Origin of the sequence: Nostoc sp. FACHB-888 (assembly GCF_014696655.1) — a bacterium.
Lineage (GTDB): Bacteria > Cyanobacteriota > Cyanobacteriia > Cyanobacteriales > Nostocaceae > Nostoc.
On sequence record NZ_JACJQM010000099.1, the window covers coordinates 1 to 17,817 of the forward strand.

Annotated in this window: 10 protein-coding genes and 2 pseudogenes; 8 read left to right on the forward strand and 4 right to left on the reverse strand. The window is 39.6% G+C overall.

The window, feature by feature from the left end; translation table 11 throughout:
• Positions 1 to 306, reverse strand: a pseudogene (locus tag H6G26_RS30775) (hypothetical protein); the annotation flags it as partial.
• 543 nt (positions 307 to 849) lie between these two features.
• Here H6G26_RS30775 and H6G26_RS30780 point away from each other — a divergent pair.
• From H6G26_RS30780 to H6G26_RS30795, 4 genes are all read left to right on the forward strand, one after another.
• Entirely contained in the window at positions 850 to 1,107 is a 258-nt protein-coding gene (locus H6G26_RS30780; RefSeq protein WP_206757568.1) for a hypothetical protein, read from the forward strand.
• 619 nt (positions 1,108 to 1,726) lie between these two features.
• The gene (locus H6G26_RS30785; RefSeq protein WP_190734319.1) at positions 1,727 to 2,608 is read left to right on the forward strand and encodes a TauD/TfdA family dioxygenase; all 882 of its coding nucleotides are present in this window, start codon (positions 1,727 to 1,729) and stop codon (positions 2,606 to 2,608) included.
• A gap of 104 nt (positions 2,609 to 2,712) precedes the next feature.
• A complete protein-coding gene (locus H6G26_RS30790) occupies positions 2,713 to 5,190 on the forward strand; it encodes a filamentous hemagglutinin N-terminal domain-containing protein (RefSeq protein ID WP_190734321.1) in 2,478 nt (825 codons plus the stop codon).
• Positions 5,187 to 7,697 carry a CHAT domain-containing protein gene (locus tag H6G26_RS30795; RefSeq protein ID WP_190734322.1) on the forward strand — a complete coding sequence of 837 codons (2,511 nt, stop codon included), beginning with the start codon at positions 5,187 to 5,189 and terminating at the stop codon, positions 7,695 to 7,697. Before H6G26_RS30790 ends, H6G26_RS30795 begins: the two co-directional genes overlap by 4 nt.
• On the opposite strand, the gene H6G26_RS30800 is transcribed toward H6G26_RS30795, so the two are convergent.
• The 3 genes and pseudogenes from H6G26_RS30800 to H6G26_RS44330 all read right to left on the reverse strand — a co-directional run.
• Positions 7,655 to 8,692, reverse strand: coding sequence for a hypothetical protein (locus H6G26_RS30800; RefSeq protein ID WP_190734324.1), 1,038 nt, complete (start codon positions 8,690 to 8,692; stop codon positions 7,655 to 7,657). The two genes, H6G26_RS30795 and H6G26_RS30800, sit on opposite strands and share 43 nt — an antisense overlap.
• Before the next feature lie 127 nt (positions 8,693 to 8,819).
• Positions 8,820 to 10,601, reverse strand: coding sequence for a serine/threonine-protein kinase (locus H6G26_RS30805; protein ID WP_347242527.1), 1,782 nt, complete (start codon positions 10,599 to 10,601; stop codon positions 8,820 to 8,822).
• Between the two features lie 9 nt (positions 10,602 to 10,610).
• Positions 10,611 to 10,685, reverse strand: a pseudogene (locus H6G26_RS44330) (4-Cys prefix domain-containing protein); the annotation flags it as partial.
• Positions 10,686 to 11,431: 746 nt separating this feature from the next.
• Between H6G26_RS44330 and H6G26_RS30810 the strand changes: the two are divergent.
• From H6G26_RS30810 to H6G26_RS30825, 4 genes are all read left to right on the forward strand, one after another.
• Positions 11,432 to 12,958, forward strand: a complete 1,527-nt coding sequence (locus tag H6G26_RS30810; RefSeq protein ID WP_190734328.1) for an NACHT domain-containing protein — start codon at positions 11,432 to 11,434, stop codon at positions 12,956 to 12,958.
• Between the two features lie 15 nt (positions 12,959 to 12,973).
• Positions 12,974 to 13,306, forward strand: coding sequence for a fertility inhibition FinO-like protein (locus H6G26_RS30815; protein ID WP_190734330.1), 333 nt, complete (start codon positions 12,974 to 12,976; stop codon positions 13,304 to 13,306).
• Between the two features lie 648 nt (positions 13,307 to 13,954).
• Complete coding sequence (locus tag H6G26_RS30820) at positions 13,955 to 15,364, forward strand: hypothetical protein (protein WP_190734332.1); 1,410 nt, start codon at positions 13,955 to 13,957, stop codon at positions 15,362 to 15,364.
• A gap of 483 nt (positions 15,365 to 15,847) precedes the next feature.
• A partial coding sequence (locus H6G26_RS30825; protein WP_190734334.1) for a plasmid replication protein, CyRepA1 family occupies positions 15,848 to 17,817 on the forward strand: 1,970 nt, incomplete at its 3' end.

Genomic DNA, 17,817 nt, shown 5'->3' on the forward strand with positions numbered 1-17,817 from the left:
ACCAAAGCGTTCGCGGCAGTATTCCTCAAAAGTTCGGTGCGTGGAACGGTATAGCCGTCTGTCTCTCAACTCCATCAGCGCCTGACCCGCTTCTAAAAATGCACGTTCTACACGGCGTTCCAATTGCAAGCGTAAGCTTTGTTCTTGGTCGGTCAACTCTCTTACTTCAACAGCCGTAACCGTGATAGTTGCCGAGGCTGGGTTGTCTTGGATAGAAGTATTTTCGGGAGCAGAGTCAGTCGCTGGCTTTGGTTCACTAGATGCCACAGGGATAAGTTTCTTGCGTCTGGATGAGGGTTTGTTCATTATTCCACCTCCAGGACAAATTGGCTCGTAGCAATATTGAGTTGTGTCATCATGAAAATAGAGTTTTTATTTATACCCCATCCTTCAAATAGGCTGGGGTTTTTCGTTACTTTTTATATTTTGCACTTTTAAAGCACTACCAAATATGAAACATCTTCAAAAGAGAACCCGCTAAACCTGGAGTCGCCTCAATACCGTTCGGTTAAGACATCTCTTCCCTCTTAAAAGCAGAGGGGAAAGAAATTATACAATTATCTCCCCTACTCAAGAGCCTTCACCTCCTCTGCACCTCTACACCCCGGCCCTTCAGCTTGCCTTCTCTTTTCAGAGACACTACGCGAACACGAGTAAATTTCTTATCCGAACTGTATCATAACTACACCACAATTTCTTTCAACCTTACCTCAGAGGTTTAAAAGCGTTTGCTGCCGAGAATTTCTGTCAGTGATTCCAGCCAGACAAATAATCGTAAAATCTATCGGATTTGGAAATAATTTGCTGTATCGTCAGATATCCGTTCCTTGTAGCAGCTAAGTAATTCCTATGGATATGCGAGAACTCATTCAGAAAAGGTCTAAGCTAGTTCGCAAAAAAATAGATGTTACCCCATCCTCTACTGAATCAATTGCCCACGAAAAGGTTCAAGAAACAGAATCAGTGATTGAGTCCAGCCCATCTTACAAAATATCCGAATCTGACTCTATAAAAGAACACTATCGCCCCTTACGCTCTCTGGGTAACTCCGGTTGGCAACCGTCTGATGTCTGGCGCGAGTTGAGAGTTGATGATTTCTGTGGGTAAATTAAGCTCTGAGTGAATAAAAATTAATATATCAAGTTGATTGCTAGTTGTAATATATCTTCGTTACAACAGTGTAGACCCGAATCTGCATGAATCTAAAACTTGCGTGGACAGTAGGACTCTTAACAGTAGCGCTCGCTATCGGTGGACGCTTAACGCTTAGGCGGCTTGTCGCAGACATCGCCGTTAAAGGGGGTTAATCTACAAAAAAGCTAAACTTCAGCACTAATCATCAAACAGGCAGTTTAGGAGCACTGGCATCATAATCACCTCACTCGGACTACGGGCAGTCACCACCTACAGCGCCATTAGGGATACTCAATCTGATGGGGCTGTCTTAGGGTGGAGTTAGGTAGTGGGGAATAGATGCCTGGGGCAGTGTCAAGTTGCTATTAGCTTTGTTTAGAGGTATAAGTCTGTGCTGTGTAAGTGGCTGGTTGCAGCAAGTTCCATTACTACGTTAGCTCTCTTTTTTCATCCTCTTCTGTGGTGAAAATATTGAACTAAAATACATTTTTTTTAAAATAGTAAAAAGATGATTTTAATATTTCTTTTTGAGCTAATATGCTAATAGATATTTCGGAAACAGTAATTTTTGATAAGGTCAGTAATTAGATAAATGACTTATAACCAGCAGCACAAACAATTGCAGTATAAATCAAGATTAGGAGTTGAAGTTCTGCAAGATTACAATCTTACTGACCTTACAGAACAACAGAGGTTTGAATTAAAAAAATCTCTTTGGGAGCATGGTGTTATTGTAGTAAGACAACAAAATCTGACTGCATTACAGTTAAAAGAATTCACAAGACAAACCTTTGGGGAATTAATAATTGGTAGCTCTTCTGAAACATTAGATCCAGATATTAGTCCAGACTTGCAAAGCAAATATGTAAGTATTTTAGGAAATCCGAAAGGAGAAACCGAACCAGTAGAACAGTTTGCTTGGATATGGCATCAAGACAAAGATTCCATACCACGCATAGAACGACTTGATATGAATGCTTTGTACGTGGTAATGCTTTACGGAGTAGAAGTTCCTCCAGAAGGGTTAGATGGACAACCTCACACCACTGAATTTATCGATATGTTGGAAGCTTACAACAAGCTAGATAAAGAGCAGCAAAAACTACTAGAAAATATCTCGTTGTCTCATAAAGCACCTGTTTTTTCTAAAGAAGCTATTGATATTCCCAAAAAAGTACATCCAATCGTATCAACCCATAAAATTACCGGACAAAAGGGATTGTACGTGGGGTCGTATGGTGCAGTTCCGGTTGGTATGGAAAATGAACCAGAAAAAGGTAAACAATTCGTACAAGATTTATTTGAAACTGTTTTGACTCGTACACCTATTTACTCTCATGTTTGGCAAAAGGGTGACGTTTTATTCTGGGACAATTCTCAAGTAATGCACAGAGGATTACCATATGATGCAACAAAGTATAAACGTGTTGCGCTTCGTTTAGGAGTGGTGGATAATTTAGAAGCTGAATCTTGAGTTTTTAACTAATTTATAGTTTAATTTTCTTAAATATATCTATTTTAGAAGTTGCTAATAAAACTTCTTGAGCAAGATTGTAAAACTCAACAAAGGAATATTAAGTGAAACTTAGCACAGGGTTGTGGGGAGTTAAAAGTAGTGTATTATTTTGCCTATTAGTTTCCTCATCAGTTGTAGCACAAGTTGCTCCAGATAAAACGTTACCTGACAATTCTTTAATAACAAATCAGGCTAATAGTATTGTTATTGAAGGCGGCAGTGTTAATAATAGTAACCTGTTTCACAGCTTTCAAAAGTTTTCTGTTCCTACCGGTGGTACTGCTTTCTTCAACAATGATGTAGGTATTCAAAACATTATTGCTAGAGTTACAGGTGGTTCTATCTCTAATATTGATGGTTTAATTCGTACCAATGGTACAGCCAACCTGTTTTTGATTAATCGAAATGGGATTATTTTTGGTCAGAATGCTCGCTTAAATATTGGTGGCTCTTTTTTTGCAACTACTGCTAGTTCCATCAAATTTGCTGATGGTTTTGAATTTAGTGCTATGAACCCTCAAACAACGCTCCTACTGACAGTCAGCGTACCGATTGGCTTGCAATTTACCAGCAATTCAGGTGCTATTGAAGTCCAAGGAACAGGTAAAGGATTAGTTGCTCCAAGTAGAGGCAATGTACCAATCACCAGAAATCTTGATGCAACCCATCTAACAGTACAACCAACTAAAACTCTAGCTTTGATAGGAAGTAATATTACTTTGAAAGGTGGGACTATAACCGCTGAAGAAGGACGAATTGAACTAGGTAGCGTTAGTTCTGGTGTAATTAGCCTTAATCCAACCTCTCAAGGCTGGGCTTTGGGTTACGAAGGAGTTTCTTCTTTCAAAGATATTAATCTATCGCAACAGTCTTTAGTAGATACCAGTGGAAATAGAGGTGGTTCTATTGTCTTACAAGGCAAAGAAATTTCTTTGAGTGATGGGTCAGCTGCTTTAATTCAAAATCAAGGCGCACAATCTTGGGAAAGCATTAAAGTTAATGCTTTTGAGTCACTACATTTAAGTGGAACATCAGCTGATGGGAATTTTGTTACCCTCTTACGAACTGAATCTATAGGCTCTGGAAACGGAGGAAACATAGATGTTTCTACTAAGCATCTACTTATAGAAGGTGGAGCGCTTATAGGTAATAGAAATTATGGTATTGCAGAAGGGGGGAATGTCAACGTAAATTCTTCTAAGTCTATTGAATTACTTGGTTTTTCAACTTTTAATCCTTTTGCACCCAGTGAAATTGTAACTAGTAATCTAACTTCTGGAAAATCAGGGAATATTACGGTATCAACAGAACAACTTCTGGCTCAGGATGGAGGACAGATAACCTCTATATCACTTGGAAGCGGAGTTGCAGGAGATATAACTATAAATGCAAATTCTATACAATTACTTAATTCTACTGAATTAATTAATTCAGGAAATGATTATACTCCCAGCCTTTTGTCCTCTGTAGCTTTTAGCGGAGGAAACGCTGGAAATTTAATAATTAACGCATCCAAGTTCGTGGTAGGAGAACAAGCAACAGTTAATACTTCTACTATTGGTTCTGGTCTTCCTGGATTTGTTACCATCAATGCATCTGATATCGAGATAAATGGTGGTGATATCAGTTCTGCTGTTGTTTCAGAGCAGGATGACCAACAGCTAATTGCAGCGCCTTCAGAGCAAAATGGAACTTCTGGTCAGATAACAATTAATGCAGAAAGTTTAAAATTGACTCAAGGAATAATTAGCGTCAGGAACCAAGGAACAAGCGAAGCAGGGACACTCAGGGTTAACAGTAGGTTTATCTCTTTAAACAATAAAAGCTCCATCAACGCCTCCACAGCATCGGGCGAAGGGGGCGACATCTTCTTGACCTCCGGCTACCTACGCCTACGCGACAGCAGTATTACGGCGACAGCTGGTAACAACGGCAACGGCGGCAATATCCGCATAGCTACGAACATAATAACAGCCACCGACAACAACGCCATCACAGCGAACGCATTTCGTGGGCGTGGGGGCAATATCCGCATTGATACAAAAGGATTGTTTGTTTCCCCCGACACACAGATTACAGCGAGTTCTGAACGAGGTATTAACGGCACAGTGGAGATCAATGTTCAAGATAGAAATCCAAGCCAAACCAAAGTGCAACCAGAAGCGATCGCACAAACCCCAGAGGTAGTGCCAGTATGCCAAGGTGATTCTGGTGGAGTAGCGAGTACCTTTGTGAATACTGGTGCTGGGGGGCTAGCAACGAGTTCTGACAATCAGTTAGATAACAGTTCTACTTGGCAGAGAAATTCTAATCCTGTCCAGGCGATTGATGATTGGGAGCAATCAAAGCCATCAAATACTGAAGAACCCATAGAAATTGTAGAAGCCCAGGGTTGGATACTAAATGCTGATGGAGATGTAGTCTTAACCGCACAAGCCGATCCACCAAGCCCCTACGCTGAGGTATCTCCTTCTAGATGCCATAAGCTATCTTCTACGCCACCAGTATCTTCGATAACAGGAGCGGTACGGTTAAAATGATTAGTTTTTGGCGTTTATTCAAGTACTTGTTGTTATGCATTCTAGGATTATGCATAGCTATAGGACAGCCGTCTTTGATTCTGGCTCAGGAAGTAAGCAAACAAGCACAACAGCATCAAGCTGAAGTACTGAACCAGAGAGGGCAGAGACAACTGGATCTAGGTCAGGCAAGAGAAGCCTTAGAGTCTTGGCAACAAGCTACAAAACTTTTTGAACACCTAAAAGATAGAGAAGGAATCACCGGAACCTTAATTAATCAGAACGTCGCTCTACAAGCTTTAGGTTTACATTTTCGGGCCTGCAAGATAGTTGTCACAGCTTTGAAATTCGATGCTGAAATCTGTGCCACCTCGTCAGACCAGCCTGCTGATTCTACGAAAAGACTACTTGATGCAGAAATTGATAAGTTAAACTCAATACCTGTACACCTACTGGGATTACAAAATTTAGGAAATGTATTGCGACAATTAGGCAAGTTATCTGAATCAAAATTAGTTTTGAGAAAAACGTTATCAATTGCTCAACAGTTAGCTAATTTTGATAACAGTGCAATTTTATTATCACTCAATATTACTGGGAAATCTATATATCAACAGGCACGGGATAAATATAGTTGGATAGAAGAACCAGTTTTTCAACAAGAAACTGTTAATTTTATTCAAAAAGAGGGACTCGAATTACTCAGTAATTATCAGTCATTAATTAATACTCTAACTGTACCAGTATCAATCAAACTACAAGCTCAAATACACCGATTGAGCCTACTGCTAGACTTTGAAAGATGGTTAACAGCAGAATCAAATTTAGGTAATAGACAGTTAGCTATGATTCAAACTCAAATAAATCAACAGATTAAACCTTCAGTAGAGCTAATACTGAAAAATTCTTCCGCATTTTCTGATTTACCTGCTAGCCAATCTATTTATACCAAGCTAAACTTTGCTAATAGTCTCAATAAAATTCCAGACGAACGATTACATTCGGTAGCCGTTCAATATGCAGAATCAGCTTTGCAAACGGCTAAAAGCACTAATAAACAGAGGCTCATATCTTATGCTTTCGGCACACTGGGCAAACTAGAAAAACAACGAGAGCGTTCGCTCGATTATCTTGAACAAGCTATGGCTTTGGCTCAATCAATTCAGGCATGGGATATCGCATACCAGTGGCAGCACGAATTGGGTTTAGAGTACTACAAACAAGGGAAATATGACAAAGCCCTTGAAGCTTACAGTGCTGCAATTAATAACCTGACGCAAGTTCGTGATAATCTCTTAGCAAGCAACGCGGATTTACAGTTTTCATTCTATGAGAAAGTAGAGCCTGTTTATCGTGAGTATATGCGATTACTGCTCTCATCTCCCAACCCCAATCTAGAGTTAGTGATTCAAACAAATGAGCAACTGCAAATAGCAGAACTAGAGAATTTTTTGAAATGCGGTAAACTGGATGTTGTAGCTTTGAATAAGCTTCAGGGCTTGCCTATCACAACCGCAATAATTCATATTATTGATTTAGGCGACAGCATAGAAGTAATTGCCCAATCCTCTAATCACTCTCTTGTTCGTAACTCTGTTGACGCCAAGTTAATCAGAAGTCATGTTAATAATATATTAGATGCTGTGCAGTCTTCCAGATTTTTTTCTAGTACTAACAAGGAAATTATTTTATATTATCAAAAACTTTATGAGCTACTGATTAAACCTATTCAGGCATATTTACCTTCATCAGGGACACTTGTATTTGCTTTGGATAGATCATTTCAGAGTTTACCAATGGATTTACTTTATAACGGGAAAAACTATTTAATAGAAGAATACAGTATTGTAGAAACTTTCGGCTCTAAAATCCGATCACCTAAATCTTTATCTCAAAATAAATTCACAGCTTTAATCGCTGGACTCAGCAAAGAAAGCCCCAGCTTCAATGACAAGAACGCTCCAAAAGGGTTGAAAGCGCTACAAGAAGTGGCAGTAGAAGTAGCCCAAATTAAGAAAGAGACAGATTCCTCAACTGTACTGCTAAACGAAAACTTTACTAGTCTACAGTTCAAACAAGAACTTATTAAAAATGATTTTCCAATTGTTCACATCAGTACTCATGGACAATTTAGTTCTAACTCTGATAAAACTGTATTTTTAGCTTATGACAAAGTAATAAACGTATTAGAATTTGATAGTTTACTAAAACAAAAGACTCAATTTAATGAAAATATAATCGAATTATTAGTTTTAAGTGCTTGTCAGACAGCCAAAGGTAATAAGCGTTCAACCTTGGGAATGGCTGGAGTGGCAGCACAAGCAGGCGCACAGAGTGTAATCGCTAGCTTATGGCTGGTAGATGAGGATTCTACTGCCATACTTATGCAAGAATTCTACAAGGGTTTGAAAAATAGTTTGGCTAAAGCAGAGGCACTGCGTCAGGCAAAATTAAGTTTATTATCCAATCCTAAATACGTTCATCCTTACTTTTGGTCAGGCTTTGTGCTAGTTGGCGGATGGTTATAAAGTTCTACTATTTTTAAACCTTCTTGTACACGAGCTAGTTCATCTAAGTTATTAGTGTTTTTTGCCAATTGTGCTGCTTTGCTATATTCACGAAGTGCCTCCTTTGGTAACCATGCTTCTAAATACCGATCTGCTAATAATCGGTAGATAGTAGGGTTCTGACTTCCTGCTCTTACTCTTACTTTCAATGATTCAATCGTTTCATTTAAAAGATTTCTTGCCATAAACACAGCATCTAAATCCCATATCGCAGCTTCATCTGGAGGTAAGTTTAATTCTGTAATCTGCTTTACCCTTTCTGCGAAAGCATCTTGTTCTTCTTGTCTCAAAACACTAACTACTAACGTTTCAGAGGAACTAATGGGAGTATCGCCTACATTAGCAAGTACTGTAAATTTATAAGTATTAAAAAATTGCAATTCTTTTTCTTCTTTTGGATAGGGTAGTGCAGTAATAGTTTTATCTACTGTCTTCTCCCAGTAAAACTCATAACCGCTAACAACTACTGTGTAACTAGTAGCTTCAGGTACAGCATACCAAGAAATTACAGGTCTGGTACTCAACATTGAACTGCCATAGGGACTAATTAGCATTGGTACATTTGTTGGGCCTTTAATGCCGTCACATTCAGTTGGGTTCAATCCCGTACATAGTCTCACTCTGTCGTGCGGTAGCCTACATTTATCTTCAACATCGAAAATGCTACTTTGTTTAAAATCTAGAAATTCTCCGTTCAAGTAACATAAAGTATTAACTGTTCGTCCATTCATTGGAGTAATGCGATCTCCTGAGCACAATAAGCTATTTACTCGCCAACGAAGATCGCTCACGCTAGTAACTCGACCAATAACCTTACACCTACGTTTTGCTTCTGGCTTTACCTGACCCCACGCATTACTCCAACCTAGAAGAAGTATCGTTGATGCAACTACTAAAATTTGGGAGATGTAGACTTTTCTCGCAATTTTGTTCTTTTGTCTGTGTGTACTTAGCATCAAAAGTTTTATATAGCTATATGCAAGTTAATAGCATACAAGAATTAAAGAGATAAAAAAAGGTGTTTAGACTTGTAAATTTGAATAATATTTTGTTACTATTGAAACGCTATTAAATTCAAGAAGCTTAATCTTCAATTAAATTAGGAGCTTTTTGTCTAATTCTTTCTATTATTTCGGCTCGCCAGATGAAAACCTCTGGTTCTCTAGATTCAGTTAGCAGACAGGCTTCCCAGGAAAGCCAAGAGTTATCAAAATCACCTAAAATTCCCTGCACTTTTGCCAGCAAACAGTGGGTAGATGTTCTTTGGATATCTAACTCTTTTGCTTTCTCTAAATATCGCTTCGCCTCGCTATATTTCTTCTGCTCAAATTTTGCCCAACCTAAATTTTTATACAAAACTGCTTGCCATCTGGAATTTGTAGTTTTTTGTAGCCCTTCTTGGGCGAGAGAAATTGCTGTATTATAATCACCTTGTAGAATTTTTACTCTAGATAAATTATTGATAGCAATTATCGCTTGTCTATTAATTTTTATGGCTAACTGGTATTGTTGCTCCGCTAAATCATATTTCATTCGTTCATCGTAGTAAATTCCCAATCCATAATGCCCTTCCCAATTATCAGAGGTTAACTTAAAAGCCTTTTCATAACTATCTATTACACACCGAGAATTTTGTAATTGTTTACACACAATACCTAAATTATTATATGATTCTACATTTGTGTCATTATATTTAATTGCTAATTCATAGTATCTTTTAGCTAATTCTAGACTCTTCGTACTACGAAGTCCTTTTTCAAAATAAAATTTGGAAATTGTGTATCTGGCTTGAGGATTAATTTTTATAGCTGAGTCAAAAAACTCTTGTGCGGTCTGAAAATTATTTGCTGCCTCAGCCTTCTCCCCTTGAGACAGTAAATATTTAGCTCTTAGTGGTAATAATACTTTAAAAGTCACAAGGACTGTCAAAATCATAAATCCAATTACTGCGCTGACTCTGAACGTTTTAGACCTCGTTACTCTATAAATTTTACTTTGCTGAGGAAGTATCTTTAACCGTTGCAGGATAACTTCAGTAGTTGGTGGACGTTGCCCTGGCATGGAAGCCATCAACTCATCCAGAAAGTCAGCAAAGGGTTTATCAATCTGCGATGCTTTATTTCTCCAGATTAATCGTCCTGTATTTTTGTCTGTTGGCAAACGTGTCAATGAAGTACCAGTAACTAGACGAACAAAAGTCCGGCCTAAAGCAAAAAAATCTGATTGTGGGACTGCTTTACCATAAACTTGTTCTAGTGGAGTGTAAAAATAAGAAACTACAGTTGTAATTTCATAATTTCCTACTCTTGTATCAGTTCCTCCACTTGCACTAACTTTAGCTAAATACGTATCAGTTATTCGTCGTGCAGTTCCAAAATCAATTAACGCAAGTTCCCCTTTTGGTTGAAGAATTATGTTTGCAGGTTTAATATCTCTATGAAAAAATTCAGTATGGTGTACTACATCAAGTATCTCAACTAATTGACGTAGCCATTCTAATGCTTGAGCTTGGGAAATCGGTTCATTCTCTTTTATCCATTCTTCTAAGTTTTGTCCCTCAATTTTATCCATTACTAAGCAACTTAGTTCCAAAGGACTATTATTAGGCACAAAACTGAAAAAATCTTCAACATCACATTGAGGAATATTTGGATGTTGGATTAGCCGTAAAGCACCGAATTCCCGCTTAATTAACTCACGAAGCCTAGTCGAATTCCATTTGAGAACTTTCATGACTCTTCGCTCACGAACCGGATGCCATTTCGTACCAGCGTCATCCACCTCAAAAACTTCAAAGTAGCTTCGAGGGTCATAAGTAAGCTCTCTCAATGGCTTAAGTAGTCGAATACGGTTATTAATCAGCAACGGACTACCACAAGATAGACATATTTCAGTATTGTCAGGATTTTTACGTTGCTCACAAAGGGGGTTTATACAATAAAACGACATACTTGCCAAGTATAAATTTATGCTTTAGGCAGTTGGTAAAGAGTGTTTATGTCTTACTGCCTGAATACAGATACAAGTAACCATGACAATTTACGCTAATTACTCTCCCTTTACATTGCTTGAATTTTTGTGATTTGTAAAAAATTTTTTTGAACACAGGGATGCAATCTAAAAATTCCCTCCCTGGTTTGCCAAAAGGCAGGGAGTTTTCATACGAAAAAAGAAAAATACATAAGTCTTGATTTCTCGTTTTGTAGCATAGCTTTTTACCCCGCTTCCATTCCTCTTCCCGAAGTGGAGAGAGGCTTTGAAACCCAGTTTTAGTTTTTCTCTGGTTGTATGAAAATACCCTGCCTCTCGCTTTACCGAAAGGGGCGACAGCGTTAGTATCTCTATAATTGGGACATTTTTTCGAGAGCGAACGCCAAACAGACATGAGTACCTTCCTGTCCACAAAAAATGCAACAACAACGGGGACAAGTAGCTTTAGATCAGTATCACAATAATCCTTTTACTACTCTCAATGAAAAGCAAGTACTATGACTTTGTGGCTCTTATCTTTCCGTAGATGCCCTGAATTCGATCAAACCTGTATAACGGTTAACTTAGTACTTTTTTGAAAAAATTAACCATAAATAGTAAGATCAGGTATGATTGATTGCAATCTAACATACTCTAAAAACTAAGCCTCGTTCGCGGAGAGCCTCTTCACGAGCATTCACTGTAGCAGAGGTACTTGCATAGCTATGGATTTTACTATTGAATCGGAACTTCAATCTCCTTTTTCTTCCTCTGTCACTTTTGGAGAGCAGGAACTTTCACTTTCATCTGATCAATCATCATCTCAAGGCGTATTTCCAATAACAGAGACTTTTAGGCTAGCGTTGGTCGTAGTAAATGACTTAGTTTTTGCCAAAAGAGGCAAGTACTTATCTAAAACTGAAATGCTCGTTATCACAGGGGCATTGAATGATCGAGAGTACGAGGAGATAGCAAGCCACTCAACTTACAGCTTAAACTACATACAGCGCACAGTAGCACCCCGTTTATGGGACATACTTTCAGAAACTATAGGGGATGGCGAACGAGTGGGTAAAAAGAAGCTTTGGTATTTTTTAGAGCAAGTTAACAAAAAGTATCATATTCAATCCGCCTCAGACGAAAAACAAAGGCTTCCTGTCGATGATTTAACACCAATTATTAGAGGTAAACTCCCCGACATATCTAGCTTTTATGGGCGAATACAGGAACTAAACTCACTAAAAGAATTGATAAGTAACGAGCGTTGCATATCCTTAATAGGAATTGCGGGTATCGGTAAAAGCGCATTGGTTGCAAAATTGATAAAAGAAGTTAGTGCAAGGAAACAATCAACATTTGATAGCTTAATCTGGAAAACAATTATTCATGCACCATTACTTCAAGATTTAGTAGCCGAACTCTTAGAACTAACTCAACCTTGCCAGCCTGATTTAGGTTTACCTGAATATACCCAGGAAATGATTTCAGTATTGATTAAACGCTTACAATCACGCCGTTGTCTGATAGTACTAGATGGTTTTGATTCTTTATTTCAGAAAAATAACTTTCAGCAAAGACTTGAATATGGAGTATTTTTTCACCGATTAATAGAAGAAGAACATGAAAGCTGCATACTCTTAACTGGTCGAACTTGGCCTGATGAACTTGATAATGTTATAACAGCAAAACAACCTTTTCATTTCTTAAAAATCCAAGGTTTAGACCTAGATGCCGCAATGCAGCTTTTATCTAGCAAAGGATTGACGGATAAAGAAAAGTGTAACCAATTAATTCAAACGTATCGCGGAAATCCTTCAGAACTCGAAGCAGTAGCTAATCGAATTAACCACTTCTTTGGTGGTAATACAAAAATGTTTTTTGAGAATCCAACTACGCTTGTTAGTAGTAATTTTGAGGTAATCCTTAATCAACTGTTTGGAGAATCATTAAGCAGTACTCAACGAGAAATTTTAATTTATATAGCAGAAGAAATAGTCGGAAATCAACAATCCATTAGTTTTACTAAACTATTGTCTGGTATTAAACAGAAAAATCCAGAATGTGTATCAACTTTAGAGTTAATCAAAGCGTTAGAAAAACTTGAAAATCAGTCATTAATTGAAAGTATCAAAGACCCAGTTACTAAAGAAATCAGTTTTACTCTCCAACCAATTATTAAAAAATACATCAAGACAGATCCACAAGGGTTAGTGCATACATCTGATGGTTCACCATTAGCGTTCGCATCTTAACACAGAGAGGTATGTATGATTTCAGGAAAGCTAGAAGTAACAATCAAAATCAATGAACTACCTGAAGCAAAAACGATAGATAACAACTGGCAACAGTTCACCATTGACTGTGATGGACGACGCATCATTAGCATCACAGTCAAGCCTAACATTTGGAAGGAACTGACCGATGCTGCCAGTAATTACCCTCTGTGGGTAGCAGCAATCGCTGGTAAACTCGGTCAGCAAACAGAACATGGGTTCATATTAGAGAAACCCAGCATACAAGTTTTCGAGCGCAAGCCCAAGGCAGAAACGACCTCTGCGGTAGGTCTGCTTCTTGAAAAAGTGATTACCCAATCAGGGTAAGCTAGAACGAAGAATAGTAAATATGGAGGAGTCAGACAAAGAAAAATCAGAATCTCGTTAGATACCGAAAGACCACAAGTTATGTAAAATCAAGCTAATTGAAAGGAGGTATGGAGATGAAGATACAACAGTACGAAAATTTAACGCATAAAGCGCCACTAAGGAGTAGCGCTTTGTGCGGGTCTTAAATTCCATATAACCTCAGAGCGGGGTTATCTCACGAAAACCGAACCAGTGGTACTTAAAGTTTGACCGCTTTTACCCACTGACTGGTTAGACGAGATTGAATCCGCTGCTTCTCGTATTATACGAGAAGCTGCACGAAACTCACCAGTTTCGTGTGGCAATTTTTGTTGTTGAAATTCATAAGTTTCTGTAAAGTTAAGTTTGATTAAGAAATATCCCGAATTTCGTAGCAAAAAGCAGTAGCAGCGCGAATAACAGTTACCAGTTATCAGTTGGAATTTACAGTCCTTGATAACTGTTGACTGATAACTGATACAACCCCCTCTGAAGCTTGTCAACCAAGTTATCAGGGAAAAATATCGTGAAAAATGAGTTATGCCCAATACACCTTGGTGTCGGGATTAAGGTGACATCAAAATTTTTTTCAAACCCCTCTCCTTGTGATAATTACAGGAGAGAAATATGCTGACACTAGATAGAGAAGAAACCAAATCAGCACTTGATTACGATGATCTTAACAGCAGTATCAAAGACACCTTCGCTACCATAGACCAATTTGGGTTGCAAGCAGTAGAACTCTGCCGCCTCATGCATGACGAGCGGATGTACAAAATCGCTGGGTACAAAAACTTTGAACAATATTGCCAAGGCGAATTGCATGTATATGGTGGCTATCGGCGTATAAATCAACTCTTAGGGGCATCAAAAGTTATTGTTGCCGCAGGAGAGTTGGGGTCACAGATTAAAAATGAGCGCCAAGCCCGTCCTCTTTTGAGGTTAGCCAAAGAACCAGAAAAACTTATTGCTGCGATAAAACTGGCTTTATCATCAAACCCAAACCCTAGCGAATCAGATTTCGCAGTTGCCGCAAATACAATTGCTCCAATGCCAAAAGGAAAAAATAAATTCCATCAGGAACCATTGGTTCCGAAAAATGCCATCACAATTTCATCACCAGAACATCCCCGTTATGGGGAATCCGGAGTGATTGGTGCAGACGCACCGAATAATTCGCAGCAGATTGTGACTTTCGCTGATGGTGAAAGGCTGTTGGTAAACAACACTGATTTGGATGACGCAATTGTGTCCGAATCGACTGAGCGTACATATCCTAAAGTTTATGCCGAAGCGATTGCGGCACTCAAAGAGCAACATAAGCAAGAGTTAGAGCGCTTACAGCAGGAATTGAGGATTGGACTACAGTCAGAAGCCACTGCTAGAGCCGAAGCCCAAGTAAGTGAGCAAATCCAATCTCTGCAAAACCTGTACAGGCAACAGAAGGAGGAAAATATCCAGTTGCAGCAGCGCTTAGACGAGATGGAATCGCTACGGCACCTGGAAACTGAGAACCAGCAGCTAAAAGAGCGCATTCGGGATTTGGAAAATGCTCAAGAACTGAAGACTGGACAAGATTGGGAGAATACTTACACTAAACTTCAAGCTAAAGCGCTAAACAAGAAGGTTCAGGAACCATTGGAGAAGACAATTGATTTGAGAACTCTGGCAGCCGAACCGCCCAAAGAAAATGCGACTGAATGTCTGCGCCTCATGGGTATGGCATTGAAAAACCTAAGCGTTGCCATGAACAATACCCAAGCTCTTGAGGCTGCGGCGATAATTTTGGGTACTAGTCCCATACAGTCAGCCATCGAAACAAGGATGGAGCAATTACAGATGCTACCTGTGGCTATTAGGGAAATTAGGCAAGTACTTGCACGTATTGAGTTTACATGGCTTGACTTTTGGGCTGTGGCTGAAAAATACGAGGTGATAAAACCTGACTACTGGGCTGAACTTACCACCTGCGAGACTGATTTAATCACACAAGCCCAAAAAAACAGTGAACAGTTAACAGTAAACAGTGATAACTGATAACTGATAAGCTAATCGTCATTCATTTTTCCAGACTGACTCGCTCGTGGTAAGCGGCTCTAGCCCTGGGTCTATGCAACTTAAATGCTCATTAGCTTAACTGATAACTGATGATTGATGACTGATAACCGAACAATTCGCAATCTTGCTAACGCCCCGCTTTGCTAACGCAATTAAAGACAAGAAATCACTTAATTGTTGAATTGTTAATTAACGGGTTTGGGAGCTAACTCTGATTTAGAGAATCAGTGAACTTAATTCAGGGGTGGGTTCAGAGCTAACTCTGAATTCAACTGCGAATTGCGAATTGTCAATTGCGAATTGCCTTGACTGCGGCATAGGTGCTGCAAGTCGCTCACAAAGTCATGGAAAAATTTAGGAAAAGTGAATACAACAACTTCTATTGCACTTAACGGTGGCAACAAAGAGTTCTTTGAGCCTAAACCTGATTGCAAGGTATCAGTTGACCAGAGGGAACACCCGATTGAATACCCAAACAATCTCACGCTTGCCGAGTACCATGAGTTGCTAACTGGTAGCGCCATTCATCCAGCACTAATTGAGCGCAACTTCTTCCACATCGAGGGAGAAACAATTTATGACTACCTGTTTATCTCCAACAAAATCCCTCGAAAAAATGCAGGTCGAGTCACGGATGCATACATAAGGCAATATCAGCATCTATTGCTGGGGGGGACATGGATTCAATCCCTTGACCCCTTCAACAATTGGCAAGCAATGGAGTGGGGGCGGATTAAGCCGAACTTCCCCCGTATTGATTGGGAAAAAGGCAAACCCGTCAAATACGAGTCACCACCCAAAACCCCCAACCGCGTTACCTACTTTGATGTCGCTAACCCCATCTGGGACAAAGTTGCAAAACGCTATTTAATTAAGCGCTATCATTCACTTTTGGCGCTGCGCTTACTGGATCAACTCAATCCGCTAATATTTTGGGAGTGGGTAAAGCAGCACCCAGAGATTCCCATTATTTTATGCGAAGGGGAAAAAAAGGCAGCTTGCTTGCTCTCTTTGGGGTTTGTAGCGATCGCACTGCCGGGAATTTGGAACGGGCGCGTGGGCAAACAAGATTTTGATGAACGGTTGCATCCTGACTTAGTACCAATGGCTCAGGCGGGGCGCAAGTTCATAATTCTTTTTGACTACGAAACCTCTTCTAAAACCAGGTGGTCGGTTTTTCAAGCCACTGTTCGGACTGCAAAAGCAATCTTAGCTGCTGGTTCTGAATGTGAAGTTGCATTACTGCCGGGGCCAGAAAAAGGCGTTGATGATTTCGTGGTTGGTCGCGGTGAAGATGCTAACGCTCTACTGACCGCAATCATCGATGATGCTAAATCACTTGCTGATTACAAGCGCTCGTATCGGGCTAAGAAATGGGGACTTAGCAAATACAAACCAGATGTCACTATTAATATCAAGTATCTCTCTGAGGCTTTGTGCATTCCTGAACTTGAAGAAAAATGCTTGAGAGTGCCTGAGCTTTATGAGCTTGAAAAGGAACAACTTTTCACGCCATCTATAAAAGGACATCCTCCAAACAAGAAGTCTACCGATTCTGGCGGAGTTGATTCAGACAAATCGAAGAAATCCCCTACCTTCAATTTCCCAAAATCAGGGCTAGTCGTACTCTGGAGCGACATGGGTACAGGCAAAACTGAACTTATGCGCTGGTGGCGTGACCAAAATCCTGATGCGCGGTTCCTCAACAATGGACATCGGGTTAACTTGTTGAAAAATCTTGCTGAACGTTTGCGGACGGCGATGTACTCCGACTTGGGTTACACAGGTTTAGCCCAGGCTCAAGCCCTTAGTATTACTATTGACAGCTTGCATAAGCTGAATACTCAATCTCTCACCTACGGCTGCATATTTATTGATGAAGCCTGCCAATACCTCACCCACTTACTACACAGTAATACTTGCAAACAACATCGCGCCGCCATTTTGGAGGTACTTGAATATATAGTATACAATGCGCCACTGGTCGTCATCGCTGATGCACACATGGATGATTTAACGGTAAACTTCTTTCTTGCAATGCGACCCAAAGGTGAAGTACCTTACATCATTAAAAACGAATGGCGAAACGGTTCACGCACAATTTATTGGTATGAGGGGGATAACTCAAGCGCCCTAGTCGCCCAAATCTCGGCAGCGCTGATGCTTGGAGAAAAAGTTATGGTTGCCAGTGACAGTAAGCGTTTTATCAAAAAACTCGACAAATCCTTTACTATCAACTACGAAGAATCTAACTCCGAAAAATCACATACACAAAAAAAATGGCGTATCTGGTCGGTTCATTCCGATAATTCTGGCAGTGATGAGAATGTCGCTTTCATCAAAGATATCACCAACGCCGTCAAAAACTTTGATGCCTTGTTCACCTCTCCCAGTCTCGGTACTGGTGTCGATATTTCCCAGTATCATTTTGA